The sequence below is a fragment of the Kutzneria kofuensis genome (assembly GCF_014203355.1).
GTDB lineage: Bacteria > Actinomycetota > Actinomycetes > Mycobacteriales > Pseudonocardiaceae > Kutzneria > Kutzneria kofuensis.
The window spans coordinates 1,620,319-1,637,276 of sequence record NZ_JACHIR010000001.1 but is presented as its reverse complement, the minus strand read 5'-3'; the positions used below and the strand labels follow the sequence as shown (position 1 = coordinate 1,637,276).

Annotated in this window: 14 protein-coding genes; 6 read left to right on the top strand and 8 right to left on the bottom strand. The window is 70.6% G+C overall.

Annotated elements, in window-relative coordinates:
• Positions 1-1,031 precede the first annotated feature (1,031 nt).
• From recQ to BJ998_RS07425, 4 genes are all read right to left on the bottom strand, one after another.
• Complete coding sequence (gene recQ / locus BJ998_RS07440) at positions 1,032-2,849, bottom strand: DNA helicase RecQ (RefSeq protein WP_184859697.1); 1,818 nt, start codon at positions 2,847-2,849, stop codon at positions 1,032-1,034.
• Entirely contained in the window at positions 2,846-4,021 is a 1,176-nt protein-coding gene (locus BJ998_RS07435) for an FAD-dependent monooxygenase (RefSeq protein ID WP_184859695.1), read from the bottom strand. The genes recQ and BJ998_RS07435 overlap by 4 nt, the downstream gene beginning before the upstream one ends.
• 192 nt (positions 4,022-4,213) lie before the next feature.
• On the bottom strand, positions 4,214-5,971 hold the full coding sequence (locus BJ998_RS07430) for a sensor histidine kinase (protein ID WP_184859693.1): 1,758 nt from the start codon (positions 5,969-5,971) through the stop codon (positions 4,214-4,216).
• The gene (locus BJ998_RS07425; protein ID WP_184859691.1) at positions 5,971-6,663 is read right to left on the bottom strand and encodes a response regulator transcription factor; all 693 of its coding nucleotides are present in this window, start codon (positions 6,661-6,663) and stop codon (positions 5,971-5,973) included. Before BJ998_RS07425 ends, BJ998_RS07430 begins: the two co-directional genes overlap by 1 nt.
• Positions 6,664-6,741: 78 nt before the next feature.
• Here BJ998_RS07425 and BJ998_RS07420 point away from each other — a divergent pair, with 78 nt between their 5' ends.
• The 4 genes from BJ998_RS07420 (at position 6,742) to BJ998_RS07405 (ending at position 10,481) form a co-directional block, all read left to right on the top strand.
• On the top strand, positions 6,742-7,815 hold the full coding sequence (locus BJ998_RS07420; protein WP_184859689.1) for a peptidoglycan-binding protein: 1,074 nt from the start codon (positions 6,742-6,744) through the stop codon (positions 7,813-7,815).
• A complete protein-coding gene (locus BJ998_RS07415) occupies positions 7,812-8,495 on the top strand; it encodes an ABC transporter ATP-binding protein (RefSeq protein WP_184859687.1) in 684 nt (227 codons plus the stop codon). The genes BJ998_RS07420 and BJ998_RS07415 overlap by 4 nt, the downstream gene beginning before the upstream one ends.
• On the top strand, positions 8,495-9,700 hold the full coding sequence (locus BJ998_RS07410) for an ABC transporter permease (RefSeq protein WP_184859685.1): 1,206 nt from the start codon (positions 8,495-8,497) through the stop codon (positions 9,698-9,700). The genes BJ998_RS07415 and BJ998_RS07410 overlap by 1 nt, the downstream gene beginning before the upstream one ends.
• Positions 9,701-9,779: 79 nt before the next feature.
• Positions 9,780-10,481, top strand: coding sequence for a flavodoxin family protein (locus BJ998_RS07405; RefSeq protein WP_184859683.1), 702 nt, complete (start codon positions 9,780-9,782; stop codon positions 10,479-10,481).
• Positions 10,482-10,604: 123 nt separating this feature from the next.
• Here the strand turns inward: BJ998_RS07405 and BJ998_RS07400 are convergent, their stop codons facing one another.
• Together BJ998_RS07400 and BJ998_RS07395 are read right to left on the bottom strand one after the other, a co-directional pair.
• Positions 10,605-11,099: a MarR family winged helix-turn-helix transcriptional regulator gene (locus tag BJ998_RS07400; protein ID WP_184859681.1), complete on the bottom strand. Its 495-nt coding sequence runs from the start codon at positions 11,097-11,099 to the stop codon at positions 10,605-10,607.
• Between the two features lie 14 nt (positions 11,100-11,113).
• Positions 11,114-12,208: an FAD-dependent oxidoreductase gene (locus BJ998_RS07395; protein WP_184859679.1), complete on the bottom strand. Its 1,095-nt coding sequence runs from the start codon at positions 12,206-12,208 to the stop codon at positions 11,114-11,116.
• A gap of 135 nt (positions 12,209-12,343) precedes the next feature.
• On the opposite strand from BJ998_RS07395, the gene BJ998_RS07390 reads away from it, so the two are divergent.
• The gene (locus BJ998_RS07390; protein WP_184859677.1) at positions 12,344-13,267 is read left to right on the top strand and encodes an NAD(P)-dependent oxidoreductase; all 924 of its coding nucleotides are present in this window, start codon (positions 12,344-12,346) and stop codon (positions 13,265-13,267) included.
• Positions 13,268-13,306: 39 nt separating this feature from the next.
• The gene (locus tag BJ998_RS07385; RefSeq protein ID WP_184859675.1) at positions 13,307-14,344 is read left to right on the top strand and encodes a LacI family DNA-binding transcriptional regulator; all 1,038 of its coding nucleotides are present in this window, start codon (positions 13,307-13,309) and stop codon (positions 14,342-14,344) included.
• Positions 14,345-14,408: 64 nt separating this feature from the next.
• Here BJ998_RS07385 and BJ998_RS07380 read toward each other — a convergent pair whose 3' ends face one another.
• Complete coding sequence (locus BJ998_RS07380) at positions 14,409-16,463, bottom strand: xanthine dehydrogenase family protein molybdopterin-binding subunit (protein WP_221337913.1); 2,055 nt, start codon at positions 16,461-16,463, stop codon at positions 14,409-14,411.
• Positions 16,460-16,954 (bottom strand): (2Fe-2S)-binding protein, encoded by a 495-nt coding sequence (locus tag BJ998_RS07375; protein WP_312889975.1) that lies wholly within the window; start codon positions 16,952-16,954, stop codon positions 16,460-16,462. The genes BJ998_RS07380 and BJ998_RS07375 overlap by 4 nt, the downstream gene beginning before the upstream one ends.
• Between the last annotated feature and the right edge of the window lie 4 nt (positions 16,955-16,958).

Sequence of the window (16,958 nt, the reverse complement as noted above, 5' to 3'; positions counted from 1 at the left end):
GCCAACTGGCCTTTCACCGGGTTACTGCGGTGAGCGTGCCGAAGCATGCGCCGAACGGTCGTAGGGGGTTAGGTCGCGGTGTCACGCCGTGTCCGTGTTCGGTCAGGGCGTTCACTCTTTCAGCGGTGCTGTGCCTATGGCGGACGCGATAGAGGGCGGCGCGGCGGTGCGGCGTTCCGTCGCTATCGGTGCACGACCGGACCGGCACCGTGATCAACTGGGCTTGGTCGAATTCCCGCCCTTTGTCGGTGGAAATCCTGGTCATGCATTAACGCCGCGGAAATCTGCCCTGGTGGGCGCTGGTCTGCGTCGATGCGTCCGCGAGGTGCATTCGGCGATCCACCTACCGTCACTTGTCGTCACCGTGAGTGGTGATCGAGGGAGTGGGCCGGTGTCCACCGGTCGAGATGTCGGGTCAGGCGTGTGCCGAACCGCACGCCGGAACCGATTTTCGACGGTGGACACCCCTGATGCGCGGCCAATCACCGGACGGTCATCGGTCGACTGCGGAGCGGTGCGATGTGCGAGCGGTGGCAGTCCGGTGACGGAACGTGCGACCGAACAGCGGTATGCCGGCGTGAACGGCGGTGTCCCGTACCGTCCAGCGGGGCATCGCCGTTGCACTGACTGCCACAAGGGCCTGCGGCCGACCGGTCCCCGCCGACCGCCGTGTGTTCGGTGCGGCGAAAGCGTTCGGATGGAATGGCATTGGACCTGTGGCGATGGCGAACCGCCGTCGTGCCCACGGTTTCGCCCCGCGTGCGGCCGGCCGTGATCGCCGTGGCGGTGGACAACCGGGACCGGTTCCGACAGGTCGCCTGATCAGGGGTTTTCGCTTCGGCCGGGGAATTCAGGTCACGATTCCGGCGCCGGTGGAATCCTCGTCGGCGGCCGGGCGAATTCGCCGTCGAGTGCGGCCCGCCGCATGTCTCCCGAGTGAATCCGGTGTTACGGCCTGCGCCTTTGGCGGTTTCGCCGTGGTGAGCGGGCCGGATTCCCGCTGTGCGGCGAGGGAATGATCGAGAAGCGGTTCAGCCGGTGGCGGCAAGGGTGTCCAGGATGGCCTGCCCGTACTTCGCCAGCTTGTTCTCGCCGACACCGCTGACCGTGCCCAGCTCCGCCAGCGTGCTCGGGGACTGGGTCGCGATCTGCCGCAACGTGGCGTCATGGAAGATCACATATGCGGGCACTCCCTGCTCACGCGCGGTCGCAGCGCGCCACGCCCGCAATCGCTCGAAGAGCGGCGCCGCCTCGGCCGGCATCTCCACGGCCGCGGCGGCGGCCTTGGCCGTGCGCGCCGCCCTGGGCGGCTTGGCGGCGTTCTCCCGGCGCAGCCGGACCTCGCGCCGGCGGCCGAGCACGTCGGCGCTGGCCTCGGTCAGCGACAGCGTGCCGTAGTCGCCCTCCACGGCCAGCAACCCCTGCGCCAGCAGCTGCCGCACCACGCCGCGCCACTCGGACTCGTTGAGCTCGGTGCCGATGCCGAACACGGTCAGACCGTCGTGGTCGTGCTGGATGACCTTGGCGGTCTTGCGGCCCAGCAGGATGTCGATCACCTGCCCGGCGCCGAAGCGCTGGCGGCGCTCCTTGTCCAGCCGGTACACCGCGGACAGGAACTTCTGCGCCGCAACGGTTCCGTCCCACGACTCGGGCGGCGTCAGGCAGGTGTCGCAGTTGCCGCAGGACTCCGTGAGCGTCTCGCCGAAGTAGGCCAGCAGCCCGCTACGCCGGCAGTCCACCGTCTCGCACAGCGCCAGCATCGCGTTGAGGTGCTGCCCGAGCCGCCGCCGGTGCGCGTCGTCGCCCTCGGAGGTGTCGATCATCTTGCGCTGCTGCACCACGTCCTGCAGCCCGTAGGCCAGCCACGCGGTGGACGGCAGCCCGTCCCGGCCGGCGCGGCCGGTCTCCTGGTAGTAGCCCTCGACCGACTTCGGCAGGTCCAGGTGGGCGACGAAGCGGACGTCGGGCTTGTCGATGCCCATGCCGAACGCGATCGTGGCCACCATGACCATGCCGTCCTCGCGCAGGAACCGCGCCTGGTTGGTGGCGCGGGTCTGCGCGTCCAGCCCGGCGTGATAGGGCAGCGCGGTGATCCCCTGCTCGGTCAGCCACTCCGCGGTTTTGTCCACAGAGGACCGGGACAGGCAGTAGACGATGCCGGCGTCGCCGGAGTGCTCGGTGCGCAGCAGCTCCAGCAGCTGCCGCTTCGGCTCGTTCTTCGGCACGATCCGGTACTGGATGTTCGGCCGGTCGAAGCTGGACACGAAGTGCCGGGCCTGCTCCAGGTTGAGCCGGCTGGCGATCTCCTTGCGGGTCGCCTCGGTCGCGGTCGCCGTCAGCGCGATCCGCGGCACGTCCGGCCAGCGTTCGTGCAGATGGGACAGCTGCAGGTAGTCCGGCCGGAAGTCGTGCCCCCACTGGGAGACGCAGTGCGCCTCGTCGATGGCGAACAGCGAGATCCTGCCCCGCTCCAGCAGCCGCGGCGTCGACTCCATGCGCAGCCGCTCCGGCGCCAGGTAGAGCAGGTCCAGCTCGCCGGCGACGAACAGCGCCTCCATCATCCGCCGCTCGTCCGGATCCTGAGTGGAGTTCAGGAAACCGGCCCGCACGCCGAGCGCGTTGAGCGCGTCCACCTGGTCCTGCATCAACGCGATCAGCGGGGAGACGACGATCCCCACGCCGTCACGGACGAGCGCGGGGATCTGGTAGCACAGGGACTTTCCGCCGCCGGTCGGCATCAGCACCAGCGCGTCGCCGCCGGCCACGACGTGCTCCACGATGGCCTGCTGGTCGCCGCGGAACGAGTCGTAGCCGAAGACGGTGCGCAGCACATGGGCCGGATCAGTCACGCCGCCCGAGTGTAGTCCGGCAGCTCGATCGAGTCGGCGGAGCGGTTGACCAGCCACGTCAACAGGCCGTTCATGGGCTTGGTGTTGAGCACGCGGTAGACGTACTTGCGGTTGCGGATGCCCCGCTCGCTCTCCGGCGCGAAGAAGCCGCCGGTCCGCTTGGCCTGGTTCTGCCCCATCTTCGCGGTGGGCCGGATGATCTCCTCGTACGCCGCGAAAGCCTCGTCGTAGCTGGACTTCGTGGCCAGCTCGCCGGCGAGCACGTACGCGCCGATCATGCCGAGGCCGGTGCCGCCGCTGCCCGGGCCGCCCGCCCACGCCGCGTCGCCGACCAGCACGACCCGACCCCGTGACCACTTGTCAAGTCGGATCTGGGTGAGCGAGTCGAAGAACAGCGTGTCGGTCTTCATGAGGCCGTCCAGCAGCGTCGGCAGCTCCCAGCCGGCGTCGCGGAACCTGGAGACCAGGATCTGCTTCTGCTGCTCGATGTCGTGGCGGTCGTAGGCCAGCGGCTCGGACGCGAAGTACAGCGCCACGCCCAGCCGGTCCTTGTCGATGGCGCTGGTCACCATCGCGCCGATGCCCGGCTCGGCGTACATCTGGCCCTCGTGGTCCAGGCCGAGGTGGTTGGGCACGGTGAAGTAGGCGACGTAGTAGCCCAAATCGGTGGCGAAGTCCTGCTCCGGCCCGAAGGCCAGCGACCGCACCCCCGAGTGCGACCCGTCGGCGCCGATGACCAGGTCGAACGTGCGCGGCGCGCCCTTGGCGAAGGTGACGTCCACGCCGCCGGCGTGCTCGGTCAGCGACGTGATCCGGTCGCCGAAGACGTACTCCACCTTGTCCTTGGTGTGTTCGTAGAGCACATGACTCAAGTCGCCGCGCAGGATCTCGACCTCGCCGCTCATCACCGCGGACGGCACCCGGGCCTCGAACCGGCCCTCGTTGTCGACGATCGTGACATCGCCCATCCGCGTGCTGCGGGCTTCGACGTCGGCCAGCACGCCCATCTTGCGCAGGATCTCCATCTGCTCGCCGCGGAAGTCCACGGCCGAGCCGCCGTCGCGCAGCGCCGGGGCCTGCTCGACCACGGTGACCTCGAAGCCGTGGTGGTTCAGCCAGTAGGCGGCGGTCGGGCCGGCGATGCTCGCTCCGGAAACCAGGATCTTCGTCATTTCTGCCTCCTCGGTCGGTGTCTGGTCATACCTTCGCCGGCCGCGCTGACCGGTCGCTGATCGCGCGCTGACCGTGGCGGACGAGGATCGTTGTGGGCGGTAAGTGCTGGGCTGTCAGTGCCCTTGACCTGCGGAAATGCGCTGACAGAGGACGGTTCGATCCCCACCGGTCAGTCGCTCAGCGGGAGCGTCTCACCGCGAGAGCGGCAACCTGACCCAGAACCGGGATCCCTCGCCCACGACGCTCTCCGCCCCGACCGTCCCGCCGTGGGCCTCCACCAGCTTCTTCACGATCGCCAGCCCGAGCCCGCTGCCGCCGGTCTGCCGGCTCCGCGACTTCTCCGCCCGCCAGAACCGGTCGAACACGTGCGGCAGGTCCTCGGCGGCGATGCCGGTGCCCGTGTCCGAGACGGCGACGGTGACGACGGAGCCTTCGAGCTGCCCCCGAACGCGGACCGTCCCACCGGCCCCGGTGTGCCGGACCGCATTCGTCACCAGGTTGTCCACGATCTGCCGCAAGCGCACCGGATCCGCCGCCAGCTCGACGTCCCCGTCGACCTCGCCCACCAGCGACACCCCGGCGGCGTCGGCCCGGGCCCGGTGCGCGGCACACACCTGTCCGACCAGCTCCCGCACGGAGACGGCCTCGCGATGCAGACGGAGGGTCCCGGCATCGGCCATGGCCAGGTCCTGCAGGTCGTCGATGATGTGGTGGAGCAGCATGGCCTCCTCCAGCAGCGACGCGATCAGCGCCTCGTCGGCCTCGCTGACGCCGTCCTGCGTCGCCTCCAGCCAGCCCCGGATGTTGCTCAGCGGCGTCCGCAACTCGTGCGCGATGTCGCTGATCAGGTCGGTCCGCAGCCGCTCCACCTGCGCCCGGCTGGCGGCCATGTCGTTGAACGCCCCGGCCAGCCGGCCGATCTCGTCACGGCGCCTGACGCGAACCTGGGCCGTCACGTCGCCGTCGCGCATCCGCTGCGCGGCGGCCGTCAGCGCCCGCAGCGGCCGGGTGAACCGCCGGCCGGCCAGCACGGTGACCAGGATCGTCACCAGCAGCACCCCGCCGACCGCCAGCCCGATCCGCACCTTGTTCCCCGCCGACAGATCGAAGGCGCTGGGGGCAACGGCCCCGCCCGGGCTCGTCACGAACAACAGCGCCGCCGGCGCGACATACGGCGTCAGCTGCTCGTGCCGACCGGTGGTGACGCAGTCCTGCACCCGCTGATCCGTCTGCGCCGGCACGACCCCGCTCGGCGAGGCCTGGGCCGCCAGCGGCTGCCACCCGAAGTCCAGCCCCACCGACACCGGCGGCAGCTTCTGCCGGGCCAGGCACTCGTTCACCAGCGAGTCCAGCTGGTCCAGCGCCGCCCGCTCGGACTTCGCCGGCTGGTTCAGCGTCCGCGTGCACTGCGCCGTCGCCACCGGATCGGGGCTCTGGATCTTCGGCCGCCCGCTCGGCAGCCCCACGATCGAGCCGACCGCGCCGCGTTCCCGCACGCACGCCAGCGCCCGCTGCGCCAGCCCGTCCAGGACCGCGATCTCCTCCTGCCTCAGCGCGTACGGCCCGACCGCCGACGACGAGATCCGGCCCGGCCCGGCGTCGACCAGGCTCGGGTCCACCGACAGCGGATCCACGCCCGCCGACGCCGACGCCGGCAGCGGATGGTCGCCCGGCTCCGAGTCGACGATCACCCGCCGGTTCTGGTCGGTCAGCACGATCCGCCGCCCGGTCTCCTGGGCCAGCACGGTCACGCTCGTCCCGACGCCGTCCCAACTCGGGTGCCCGGCCGCGTAGCCGAGCAGGTCCTCGTAGATCTGGTTGCCGGAGCTGATGGCCTGGCCCTGCTCCTGCTGAATCGCGACGCTGGTGGTCTGGACGGCCAGCCACGCCGTCGCGGCGATGGAACAGGCGGCGACCACAATGGACACCGCCAGCAGCCGTGCGAGCACTACGACCTCTCTTCGGCGGTCAGCTTGTAGCCGACGCCGTACACGGTGACCAGTCGGACCGGGCGGCGCGGATCGGGCTCGATCTTCTTGCGCAGGTTCATCACGTGCACGTCGATCGTGCGATCGGTGATGTACCGGTCGAAGCCGTGCAGCCGGGCCAGCAGCTGCTGCCGGGTGAACACCCGATCCGGTTGCCCGGCAAGGGTTTCCAGCAGCCGGAACTCGCCGGGCGTGCAGTCGATCCGGTTGCCGTCGCTGGTGACGAGGTGACGCGCCGGATCCACCACCAGGGAACCGACCCGCAGCAGCTCGTCCGGCTCCGCCGCGCGCCGGCCGCGCCGCAGCAGCGTCCGCACGCGGGCGACGAGCTCGCGTGGGCTGAACGGCTTGGTCATGTAGTCGTCAGCACCGAGATCCAGCCCCAGCAGCAGGTCGTCCTCGGTCGACCGCGCGGTCAGCATCAGCACCAGCACATCCGATTCGGCCCGCAGCACCCGGATCACGTCCAGACCGTCCACTTTGGGCATCATCACGTCCAGCACGAGCAGGTCCGGCCGGCGGGCGCGGACCGTGTCGATGGCGGCGCGCCCGTCGCCGACGACGACAACCGTGTGCCGCTCACGCTCGAGATAGCGGCGGACCAGCTCCGCCTGCTTCTCGTCGTCCTCGGCCAGCACGATGTGGGCGCACATGGCGTCGATGATAGGTCGGCCACGCACGGGCCACCGGATCCTGACAAGTTCCTCACAACCGTCGGTGATGGTGTCGGCATGGCAGCGGACACCCGCCGGCGGGCGGTGATCGGGATTGCCGTGCTGGTCGTGGTGATCGGCACGGTGCTGGGCGTGGCGGTGATCGACTCCCGGCACAGCGAGCAGGCCAACGCGACCGCGGCGCCGCCGTCGGTCCAGACGGTCGCGGTGAAGCGCATGGACCTGTCCAACGGGCAGTCGTTCGGTGGCACGCTCGGGTACGGCCTACCGCAGGCGTTGAAGGGTGCCGGTGCGGGAGTGCTGACCAAGCTCCCGGCGTCCGGCGATATCGCGGCGCAGGGCAAGGCGTTGTACTGGGTCAACGACAAGCCGGTGCCGGTGTTCTTCGGTGACACGCCACTGTTCCGAAGGCTCGACGGCCCGACGCTGAAGGGAGCGGACGTAGCCGTGGTGGCGCAGAACCTCAAGGCCCTCGGCTACAGCGTCGGCACGCTGCCGAAGGACCCGCAGCAGGCCGCCTTCACACCGACCATCGCACAGGCGTTGAAGAAGTGGCAGAAGAGCGTCGGCCTCGACGACACGGGGACGCTCGACGTGGGACAGGTCGTGGTGCTGGCGGGGCCAATGCGGGTCAACTCCGTGACCGCGCAGTTGGGTGATCCCGTTGCCGGTGACCTGCTCACGCTCACGTCGACGCAGAAGGTCGTCACGATGCCGGTGGACGCCACCGAGGTGGGGCAGATCAAGACCGGCGCGGCGGTGACGATCATCCGGCCGGACACCAAGACGGTGTCGGCCAGGGTGACCGCGATCAGCACCACTGTGGACGGTGGCGGCAAGGACCAGACGACCGGTCCGCCGAAGCTCACCGTCACGGTGACGCCGGACGATCCGTCCACACTGGCCGACCTCGACGCGGCGTCGGTGCAGGTGCAGGTGACGACGTCCGTCCACAAGGGAGTGCTGGCGGTTCCGGTCGGGGCACTGGTGGCCCTGCGGGAGGGCGGCTACGCGGTGCAGACGCCGGACGGCAAGTACCGGGCCGTGCAGACCGGGATGTTCGCCAACGGCATGGTGGAGATCAGCGGCGACGGCATCGCCGACGGCCTGAAAGTGGTGACCACGTCGTGACTCCGGTGCTGGAGCTGATCGGCGTCAGCAAGCACTATCCCGGCGTCACCGCGCTGGACGCGGTGTCGCTGGAGATCGAATCAGGCGAACTCGTGGCCATCGTGGGGCCTTCGGGCTCGGGCAAGTCGACGATGCTCAACATCATCGGCACCCTGGACCTGCCGTCGGAGGGCACGGTCCTGCTCGGCGGGCTGGACGTGACGACCCTGTCCGACCGGCGGCTGTCGGCGCTGCGCGGGCGGTGGCTGGGCTTTGTGTTCCAACAGTTCCACCTCACCGACGGGCTGACCGCCGCACAGAATGTCGCCACCGGGCTGTTGTACGCCGGCGTGCCTCGGCGGCGAAGGCGGGCGCTGGCGCTGGAGGCGTTGGACCGGGTCGGGCTGTCGCATCGCGTCGACCATCTGCCGCAACAACTTTCCGGCGGCGAGCGGCAGCGGGTGGCGATCGCCCGTGCCGTGGTGAACGATCCCGCGCTGGTGCTGGCCGACGAGCCGACCGGCGCCCTGGACACCGCCAACGGGCAGGCCGTGCTGGAACTGTTGCGGCGCTTGAACGACGATGGAACGACCATCGCCGTCATCACGCACGACCGCGACATCGCGGGGAGCCTGCCGCGCCGGATCGAGATGCGCGACGGCCGGCTGGTGGCCGACACCCGCGCGGGGAGCTTGGTGTGATGACTCTCGACACCCAGCCCGTTCACCTCTCCTTCGGCGACGTGCTGCGGCTCGGGCTGCTCGGCGTCGGCAGCCGCAAGATGCGAACCGTCCTGTCGGCGCTGGGAATCTCCATCGGCATCGCCACGATGGTGATCGTCACCAGCATCCCGGCGTCGAGTCAGCAGGCGCTGCTCGACCAGTTGACCGCCTTGGGCACCAACCTGCTCAGAGCCGAACCGCAGCAGACGCAGGGCGATCCCGTGCTGCTGCCCGAGGACTCGATGGGCATGGTCAAGCGGATCGGGCCGGTGACCGCCGCCGCGCAGGTCGCCAACGCGCACAAACCCGTGCACCGCAACGACAGGATCGACCCGAACGCCGACTCCGGGCTGACGGTGTTGGCCAGCAGCACGAACCTGCTGACAGCCGTCAACGGATCCCTGCACGCCGGCAAGTTCCTCGACGACGCCACCGCCAACTTCCCGACCGTGGTGCTCGGCTCCGTTGCGGCGTCCCGACTCGGCTTCACCGAGCTGCCGCCGAACCAGCAGCCGCCGCAGGTGTTCATCGGCAAGCAGTGGTTCACCGTGATCGGCATCCTGGACCCGATGCCGCTGAACCCCGACCTCGAACGGTCCGTGCTGGTCGGATGGGGTGCGGCGAAACAGGTTCTGGGCTTCGGCGGGCATCCGACCGTGGTGTACGTGAAGGCCGACGAGGACGCCATCCAGGACGTGCGGGCGGTGCTCGGGCCGACCCTCTACCCGCAGGCGCCGGGTTTGGTCCAGGTGTCACGGCCGTCGGACGCCCTGGCCGCCAAGCAGGACACCAAGACCACCTTCTCCGGCCTGTTCCTCGGGCTGGCCGGCGTCGCGCTGTTGGTCGGCGGCGTCGGCGTGGCCAACACGATGGTGATCTCCGTGTTGGAGCGGCGGCGGGAGATCGGCCTGCGCCGGGCCCTCGGCGCGACGAAGGGCCAGATCCGCGGGCAGTTCCTCACCGAGGCGGCGGTGCTGTCCGGCCTCGGCGGCCTCGCCGGCACGGTGATCGGCGTGGTGGCGACCCTGGCGTACACCGGATACCAGGGCTGGCCGGTGATCATCCCCTTCGCGGCGCTGGGCGGCGGACTGGCCGGGGCGGTGCTGATCGGCGTGCTCGCAGGCATCTACCCGTCGGTCCGGGCCGCACGGCTGACGCCGACCCAGGCGCTGGCCGCCCCCTGACATTAGGAGGTTCTTACCGAACGTCACCGCCGGCCCGTTCCCGTGCTGGACTGTCGGTGACCGGAAGGAGCCCCCGACCATGGCCTTCGACGACCTGCGCGCGCTGTTCGTCAACTGCACGCTCAAGCGGTCCCCGGAGATCAGCAACACCGACGGGCTGATCGACATCAGCAGCGGCATCATGGCCCGCAACGGCGTGACCGTCGAGGTGCTGCGCGCCATCGATCACGACATCGCCGTCGGGGTGTGGCCCGACATGACCGAGCACGGCTGGGCCACCGACGCGTGGCCGGCGATCTACGAGAAGGTGCTGGCCGCCGACATCCTGGTGCTCTGCGGGCCGATCTGGCTCGGGGACAACAGTTCCGAGATGAAGAAGGTTATCGAGCGGCTGTACGCGTGCTCCCACCTGCTCAACGACGCCGGCCAGTACGCGTACTACGGGCGGGTCGGCGGCTGCCTGATCACCGGCAACGAGGACGGCGTCAAGCACTGCGCGATGAACGTGCTCTACAGCCTGCAGCACCTCGGCTACACCGTGCCGCCGCAGGCCGACGCCGGCTGGATCGGCGAGGCGGGGCCCGGACCGTCCTATCTGGACCCGGGCTCGGGCGGGCCGGAGAACGACTTCACCAACCGGAACACCACGTTCATGACGTGGAACCTGATGCACCTGGCCCGGATGCTCTCCGACGCCGGGGGCATCCCCGCGCACGGCAACCAGCGCTCGGAGTGGGACGCCGGCTGCCGCTTCGACTTCCAGAACCCGGAGTACCGGTAGCCCCCCGTCGTGCCACATGCGCTTGCTGTGTGGCATCTGTGCGCAATGGGAAGCGCATGTGGCAACGGTGGGGTGCTGGAATCCGCAACTCGGTGTGTCGGAGAGCGGGACTCGCGGGGGTGGTCAGGACCAGGCGGAGTCGGGGGCGACGGTGATCGCGGACTCGCCGCCGGCGTCGGTGAAGGCGAGGAGGGCGTCGACCAGGCCGACCCGGGCCGACTCCGGCATCCGGGCGACGATCTTGGCGATCTCCTTGCGGCGGCGGGCCGTCACCTGCCGGACCACCCGCCGGCCCTCGGCGGTCAGCTCGATGACGATCTCCCGCCGGGACGCCGGGTTGGTCTCCCGCACCACCATGCCGGCGGCGACGAGCCGGTCGACCATCCGGCTCGCGGTCGACGGGTTCACGCCCAGCTGGTCGGCCAGCGCCGCGTGCTTGGTGGCGCCGACCGCGTTCAGGATCACCAGCAGCCGGAACTGGGCCAGCGTGATCGCCTCGTCCACGGCGGCGATGGACCGCGCGGACACGGCGACCAGCAGCCTCGACGCCGACAACACGGCGTCGGTGACGGCGTCCACGTCGGTTGACTCGGCGACTTCGCCCGGTGTGCGCGGCATGACACCAGTGTGCCTCAGCCCCCGCCGGACAGTGCGGGCACCGCGTCCCGGATGGCGATCTGCCAGCGTGTCGTCGGCGCCACCCAGCCGGCCGCCCGCCGGCCGGCCCGCTGCACCTGCTGCACCGCCGGCATCAGACCTTGCTGGTACGAGGCCATGCCGCTGCTCGGATCCATCGACCGCAGCAGCGAGTCGGCCAGCCGGAAGGCGCCGAACACCGCCAGCGACGCCCCGTGGCCGGCCAGCGCCGACACGCCCGCGCCGGCGTCGCCGACCAGCACGGTCCGGCCGACATGCCAGCTGGCCAGCTCGACCTGCGTCACCGGGGCGTGGTGCAGCGAGGGCGGGGCCTGCGCCAGCGCCCGGTCGACGATCCACCCCATGCCGGCGCAGCGGCTGCGCACCTCGGCGACCGGATCGGCGGGGGAGCGGTCGCCCCGGTGCACGAGGAACGCCGCGACCCGCCCGTCGGTGGTACGGCTGAACCCCGCCTGCCGGTCGGCCAGGCTGAGCACCTTCAGGTCCGGTCCGAGGCAGGCCGCGAGCTCGTCGTCGTGGAACAGGAAGGTCGCGCAGTGCTGGCCCAGCGGCCGCATGTACAGGCGGTCCGGTCCGAACACCAGCCGCCGCACGGTCGAGTGCAGGCCGTCCGCGCCGATCAGCAGGTCCACCTCCTGCACGCTGCCGTCGGACAACGTCACCCGAACGGGCCCATCGCCGTCCTCGACGGCGGTGATCTCGACGCCGCGCCGCAGCTGCACCCGGGGCGGCAGCACGGCGGTCAGCGCCGCCTCGAGGTCGCCGCGCATGACCGTGAGCAGCCGGCCCTTCAGCAGGGCGGCCGTGGCCAGGTAGCTGACGGTGGCGAGCGTGCCGCCGTCCTCGTCGACGTACACGATGGCGGGAATGTGCCGGCGGTTCGCGTTCAGCGTCGGCAGCAGGCCCATCCGGTCGAGCACGTCGTAGCCGGGGCCGCCGACGTCCAGCAGGTGCCCGGCGTCGCGGGGGTGCTCGTCGCGCTCGATGAGCAGCACGTCCCAGCCGCGCCGGCCGAGCCACCACGCCGTGGTCAGCCCGGCGACCCCGGCGCCGCACACGAGCACCCGCATCGCCTCTCCCGTCCGTTTTGTCGAGCCCCGAGTCTTGCACAGTGCAACAGTCGGTGGCGGTGGAATGGTTGACGGCCCGTGACTCCCCGGGCATCGTGGCTGCGAACGATTGCAGACACGGCGTCGAGGAGTGTCATGGCTTCACCGAGCATCGGCTGGATCGGCGCGGGGCGGATGGGCGCCGCTCTGGTCAGAAGGCTGTGCGCCGCGGGGTACGACGTCGCCGTGTACAACCGGACGCGCGCCAAGGCCGAGGGGCTCGGCGCCACCGTCGTCGACCGGCCGGTCGACCTCGCCGGCCGGGACATCGTGTTCACCATGGTGGCGGCGTCCGCCGACCTGGAGCAGGTGACCTCCGGCGAGCACGGCCTGCTCACCGATCCCGAGACCGCGCCGCGGGTGGTGATCGACTCCTCCACGGTGTCGGAGGAGGCGTCGGCCGCGGTGCGGATGGCCGCCCGCAAGCGCGGCTCCGAGCTGCTCGCCGCGCCGGTCAGCGGCAACCCGAAGGTCGTCGCCGCCGGCCGGCTGACACTGGCCGTGTCGGGGCCGCGCCCGGTGTTCGACGAGGTCGAGCCGGTGCTGCGGGTGCTCGGCCGGGGCGTGACCTACGTCGGCGAGGACGAGGTCGCCCGGCTGGTGAAGATCGCTCACAATGTGTTCCTCGGGGTGGTGATCCAGTCGCTGTCGGAGATCACCGTGCTGGCCGAGAAGGGCGGCGTCAGCAGGGCGGCGTTCCTGGAGTTCCTCAACGACTCGGTGCTGGGCTCGGTGTTCACCCGGTACAAGTCTCCCGCGCTGGTCAACCTGGACTTCACCCCGACCTTCACGATGCCCTTGCTGCGCAAGGACTTCGACCTCGGGCTGGCCGCCGCGCGCAGTCTGGAGGCGCCGATGCCGGTCGCCTCGGCGGTCGCCCAGCTGGTGGCGTCGGCCGTCGGAGCTGGGCATACCGAGGAGGACTTCGCCGCTCTCGTGCTGGAGCAGGCCCGTCGGGCCGGGCTGGAGCTGGAGCCCGAGGGTGTGTCGGTCGATGATGGGTTGACTCCGGACGAGTGAGTTCGCCTCGCCACCACGGACAGTCAATATGCTGGCACGATGGACAAGCCCGCGACCATCAAGGACGTCGCCGAACTGGCCCGCGTGCACGCGGCGACCGCGAGCCGTGCGCTGAACCCGCAGACCAGGGACAAGGTGAGCCCGCGGACGGCGGCCCGGATCGTGGAGGCGGCGCGGGCCCTGGGCTACTCGCCCAACTCGGCCGCGCGCAGCCTGCGCACCCGGACGTCCTCGGTGGTCGGGGTGGTCATCCCCGACCTGCGCAACCCGGTGTTCCCGCCGATCGTGCGCGGCGTCGAGGACGCCCTGCGGGAGGCCGGCTACCTGGCGCTGCTCGGCAACACCGACGGCGACGCCGAGCGGGAGCGGGACCTGCTGGCCACCATGCGCGGGCAGCAGCTGGCCGGGTTCATCCTCGCCACCAGCAAGCGGGACGGCGTGCCGCTGGGGCCGGACGTGTCGGTGGTGCTGGTCAACCGGCGCACCGACGCCGGGGACGTCGCCTCCGTCGTCGCGGACAGCGGGGCCGGCGTGCGCGCGCTGGTGAACCTGCTGGTGGAGCGGGGGCACAGCCGGATCGGGCACCTGGCCGGGCCGCAGGACACCTCCACCGGCGTGGAGCGGTACCGGGCGTTCCTCGACGGGCTGTCCGCGCACGGGCTGACCCCGTCCGGCGTCGAGTTCTGCGACGCCTTCAGCGAGCAGGCCGGCTACGACGCCACCCGGCGGCTGCTGGCCGGCGGCGTGTCCGTGACGGCGATCGTCGCCGGCAACGACATGATCGCCCTGGGCTGTTACGGGGCGCTGGCCGAGCTGGGGCTGCGCTGTCCCGAGGATGTCTCGGTGACCGGGTTCAACGACATGCCGTTCGTCGACAAGCAGCGGCCGGCGCTGACGACGGTCCGGATCCCGCACTACGACATCGGCTACGAGGCGGCGCGGCTGCTGCTGGAACGCATCGCCGACCCCAGCTCCCCGCCGAAGCGGCTGGTGCTACCCGTCGAGCTGATAGAACGCAACTCCGTCGCGCGAGTCGCGCTCTCAGACCCACCGAATGCAAGGACGGGGCAGAACTGAGCCCCGAGGCTCAGTTCTGTCGGAAACCTACATTCGGTGGGTCCCAGAGCGCGACTCGCCGGGGTCACATGGCGGCGATGATGTTGGCCGGGGTCAGGGGGAGGTGGCGGACGCGGACGCCCAGGGCGGAGTGCAGGGCGTTGGCGATGGCGGCGGCGGTGGGGCCCTGGGCGGTCTCGCCGGCCCCGAGGCTGGGCCGGTCGGGGCGGTCGACGATGACGACGTCGACGGCCGGGACCTCGGAGAACCGCAGGATGGGGTAGGACTCCCAGTCGGTGCTGGTGACGCGGGACCGGTCGAACCGCACCTGCTCCTTGACCGTCCAGCTGGTGCTCTGGACGGCGCCGCCCTCGACCTGGTTGCGCAGCCCGTCGGGGCTGACCACGGCGCCGGCGTCGACGGCGAGGGTGAGCCGCTTGACCCGGACCTCCGTCTCCGCCTCGACCTCGGCGACGACCGCGCAGTAGGCGCCGTGGTTGCTGTACCGGGCGAAGGCGAATCCCCAGCCGTCGCCCCGATCGGCCCAACCGGCGGCGTCGGCGGCGGCCTTGATCACGGCGTGGGCTCGCTCGTCCTCCAGGTACCGCAGGCGGTAGTCGACGGGGTCGGCGCCGGCACGCAGGGCCAGTTCGTCCACAAAGGACTCGATGGCGAAGATGTTGGTGTACGCGCCGAGCGACCGTAGCGACGAGGTGCGCAGCGGCATCTCCAGCAGCCGGTGCTTGACCACGCGCTGGCCCGGGAAGCTGTACAGCGGAACGGAATTGCGCTCGGACCCGCCGCCGCCGGCGAATGGCGGGTCCATCGACACCGGTGGGGAAGCACCGGTCCGTAGTTGCGCGCCGAGCAAGGACGGCACGTCGAACACGCCCGGCCGTGAGACGTGGCCGTTGCTGTAGACGTCGTGCCGCCAGGCCGTGATCTCGCCCGCCGCGTCGAGGTCGGCCTCGATTCGGATCGCCATCGCGGCACCGAAAGGGGCCCAGCCGAGTTCGTCGGCACGGGACCAGACCACCTGCACGGGTCGCCCGTTGACCGCCCTCGCCAGAAGCACGGCGTCGTAGGCGGCATCGTCGGCGCCGTTGTGGCCATACGCGCCGGCGCCCTCGACGTGGTGCACGGTGACCTGGTCGACGGCGACGCCGAGCGTCCGGCAGATGTCCTTGCGCAGGTGGTAGACGCCCTGGCTGTGCGACCACAGCTCCAGCTTGTCGCCGTCCCAGCGGGCGATGCCACAGGACGGCGCCATGGAGGCGTGGGCCAGATACGGCCTTGAATACACGGCGCTGACGGTCGTGGTGCCGGAGTCCTCAGTGGACTCATCGACGAGAGTGACGTCCTCGGTGCGCCGGGACATCAGGAACTCCGACAGGGCATCGACATCCGGCAGGCTGTCCCGCTCGGTCCACTCGCAGCGCAGCAACTCCTTGGCGCGCAGGGCGATCTCCTCGCGGGTGGCGATCACGCCGAGGAAGTCGCCGTCCCGCACCACATCGACGACGCCGTTCAGGGCGAGGGCCTCGTTGGCATCCAACGAAACCAGGGTAGCGCCACGGGACGGCGGCCGGACGACACGGCCGTAGAGCATGCCGGGCAGCGACAGGTCATGGATGAACCGCGGACGGCCGTACACCTTGTCGGGAATGTCCAGCCGGGCCGGGCTGGTGCCGACGATTCGCCGCTCGGCAACGGGTTTCGGCGAGACGTTGCCGGTCGCTTCCACGTCCAGGTCGACGTCGTCGAGCAGGTCCCAGTAGCTGACCGTGCCGTTGATCACGCCGTCGACGACGGACAGCGAATCGGTCCCCAGAACCCTTGCGGCGGCGGCAAGGAAGACGGCCCGGACCTCGGCGCCGACCTGGCGCAGGGCGGCGCCGGAGTGCTCGATCGAGCGGCTGCCGGCGGTCAGCGCCTCGTCCGGGCTGGAATCGGTGGTCAGCGGCACCATGCGGATCCGGCCGTAGTCGACATCCAGCTCATCGGCGGCAATCTGCGCCAATGCGGTCAGAATGCCCTGTCCCAGCTCGACTTTCCCGCAACGGACGTCGATCGTGCCGTCGGGGTGCACGGAAATCCAGTGCGACAGCCGCGGATTCGTCGCCAGATTGGGCGGGATCACCGTGCTGCCTCTGTCTGGGCAGCCTCGGTCCGGGCAGCCTCGATTCGGGCGGCCTTCACCACGGCCCGGACCATCCGGTTGTGCGCGCCGCAGCGGCACAGGTTGTCGTCCAGGGCTTGGCGAACCTCGGTCTCCGACGGCGAGGAGTTCCTGGCCAGCAGGGCGGTCGCCGTCATCACGACGCCGGACACGCAGTAGCCGCACTGCGCCGCCTGCTCGTCGATCATGGCGCGTTGCAGGGGCGTGTCGCCGAGCCCCTCCACGGTCACGACTTCCTTGCCCTCGACCGACCACAGTGGAGTGTCGCACGAGTGCACGGCCCGCCCGTCCACGACCACGTTGCAGGACCCGCACAACCCGAGGCCGCAGCCGAACCGCGTGCCCTTCAGGCCCAGCTGGTTGCGTAACGCGTACAGCAACGGGGTGTCGCGGTCGGCCTCGACCGTCACCTCGGCGCCGTTGACCAGCAGCCGGAACGTCTCGTCGCTCACCCGC

Bases quoted from the DNA above. Each gene is read 5' to 3' on its own strand.
- BJ998_RS07435 (WP_184859695.1), bottom strand. From the start codon at position 4,021: ATGACGAAGATCCTGGTTTCCGGAGCGAGCATCGCCGGCCCGACCGCC.
- BJ998_RS07425 (WP_184859691.1), bottom strand. From the start codon at position 6,663: ATGTGCGCCCACATCGTGCTGGCCGAGGACGACGAGAAGCAGGCGGAG.
- BJ998_RS07420 (WP_184859689.1), top strand. From the start codon at position 6,742: ATGGCAGCGGACACCCGCCGGCGGGCGGTGATCGGGATTGCCGTGCTG.
- BJ998_RS07410 (WP_184859685.1), top strand. From the start codon at position 8,495: ATGACTCTCGACACCCAGCCCGTTCACCTCTCCTTCGGCGACGTGCTG.
- BJ998_RS07405 (WP_184859683.1), top strand. From the start codon at position 9,780: ATGGCCTTCGACGACCTGCGCGCGCTGTTCGTCAACTGCACGCTCAAG.
- BJ998_RS07400 (WP_184859681.1), bottom strand. From the start codon at position 11,099: ATGCCGCGCACACCGGGCGAAGTCGCCGAGTCAACCGACGTGGACGCC.
- BJ998_RS07395 (WP_184859679.1), bottom strand. From the start codon at position 12,208: ATGCGGGTGCTCGTGTGCGGCGCCGGGGTCGCCGGGCTGACCACGGCG.
- BJ998_RS07390 (WP_184859677.1), top strand. From the start codon at position 12,344: ATGGCTTCACCGAGCATCGGCTGGATCGGCGCGGGGCGGATGGGCGCC.
- BJ998_RS07385 (WP_184859675.1), top strand. From the start codon at position 13,307: ATGGACAAGCCCGCGACCATCAAGGACGTCGCCGAACTGGCCCGCGTG.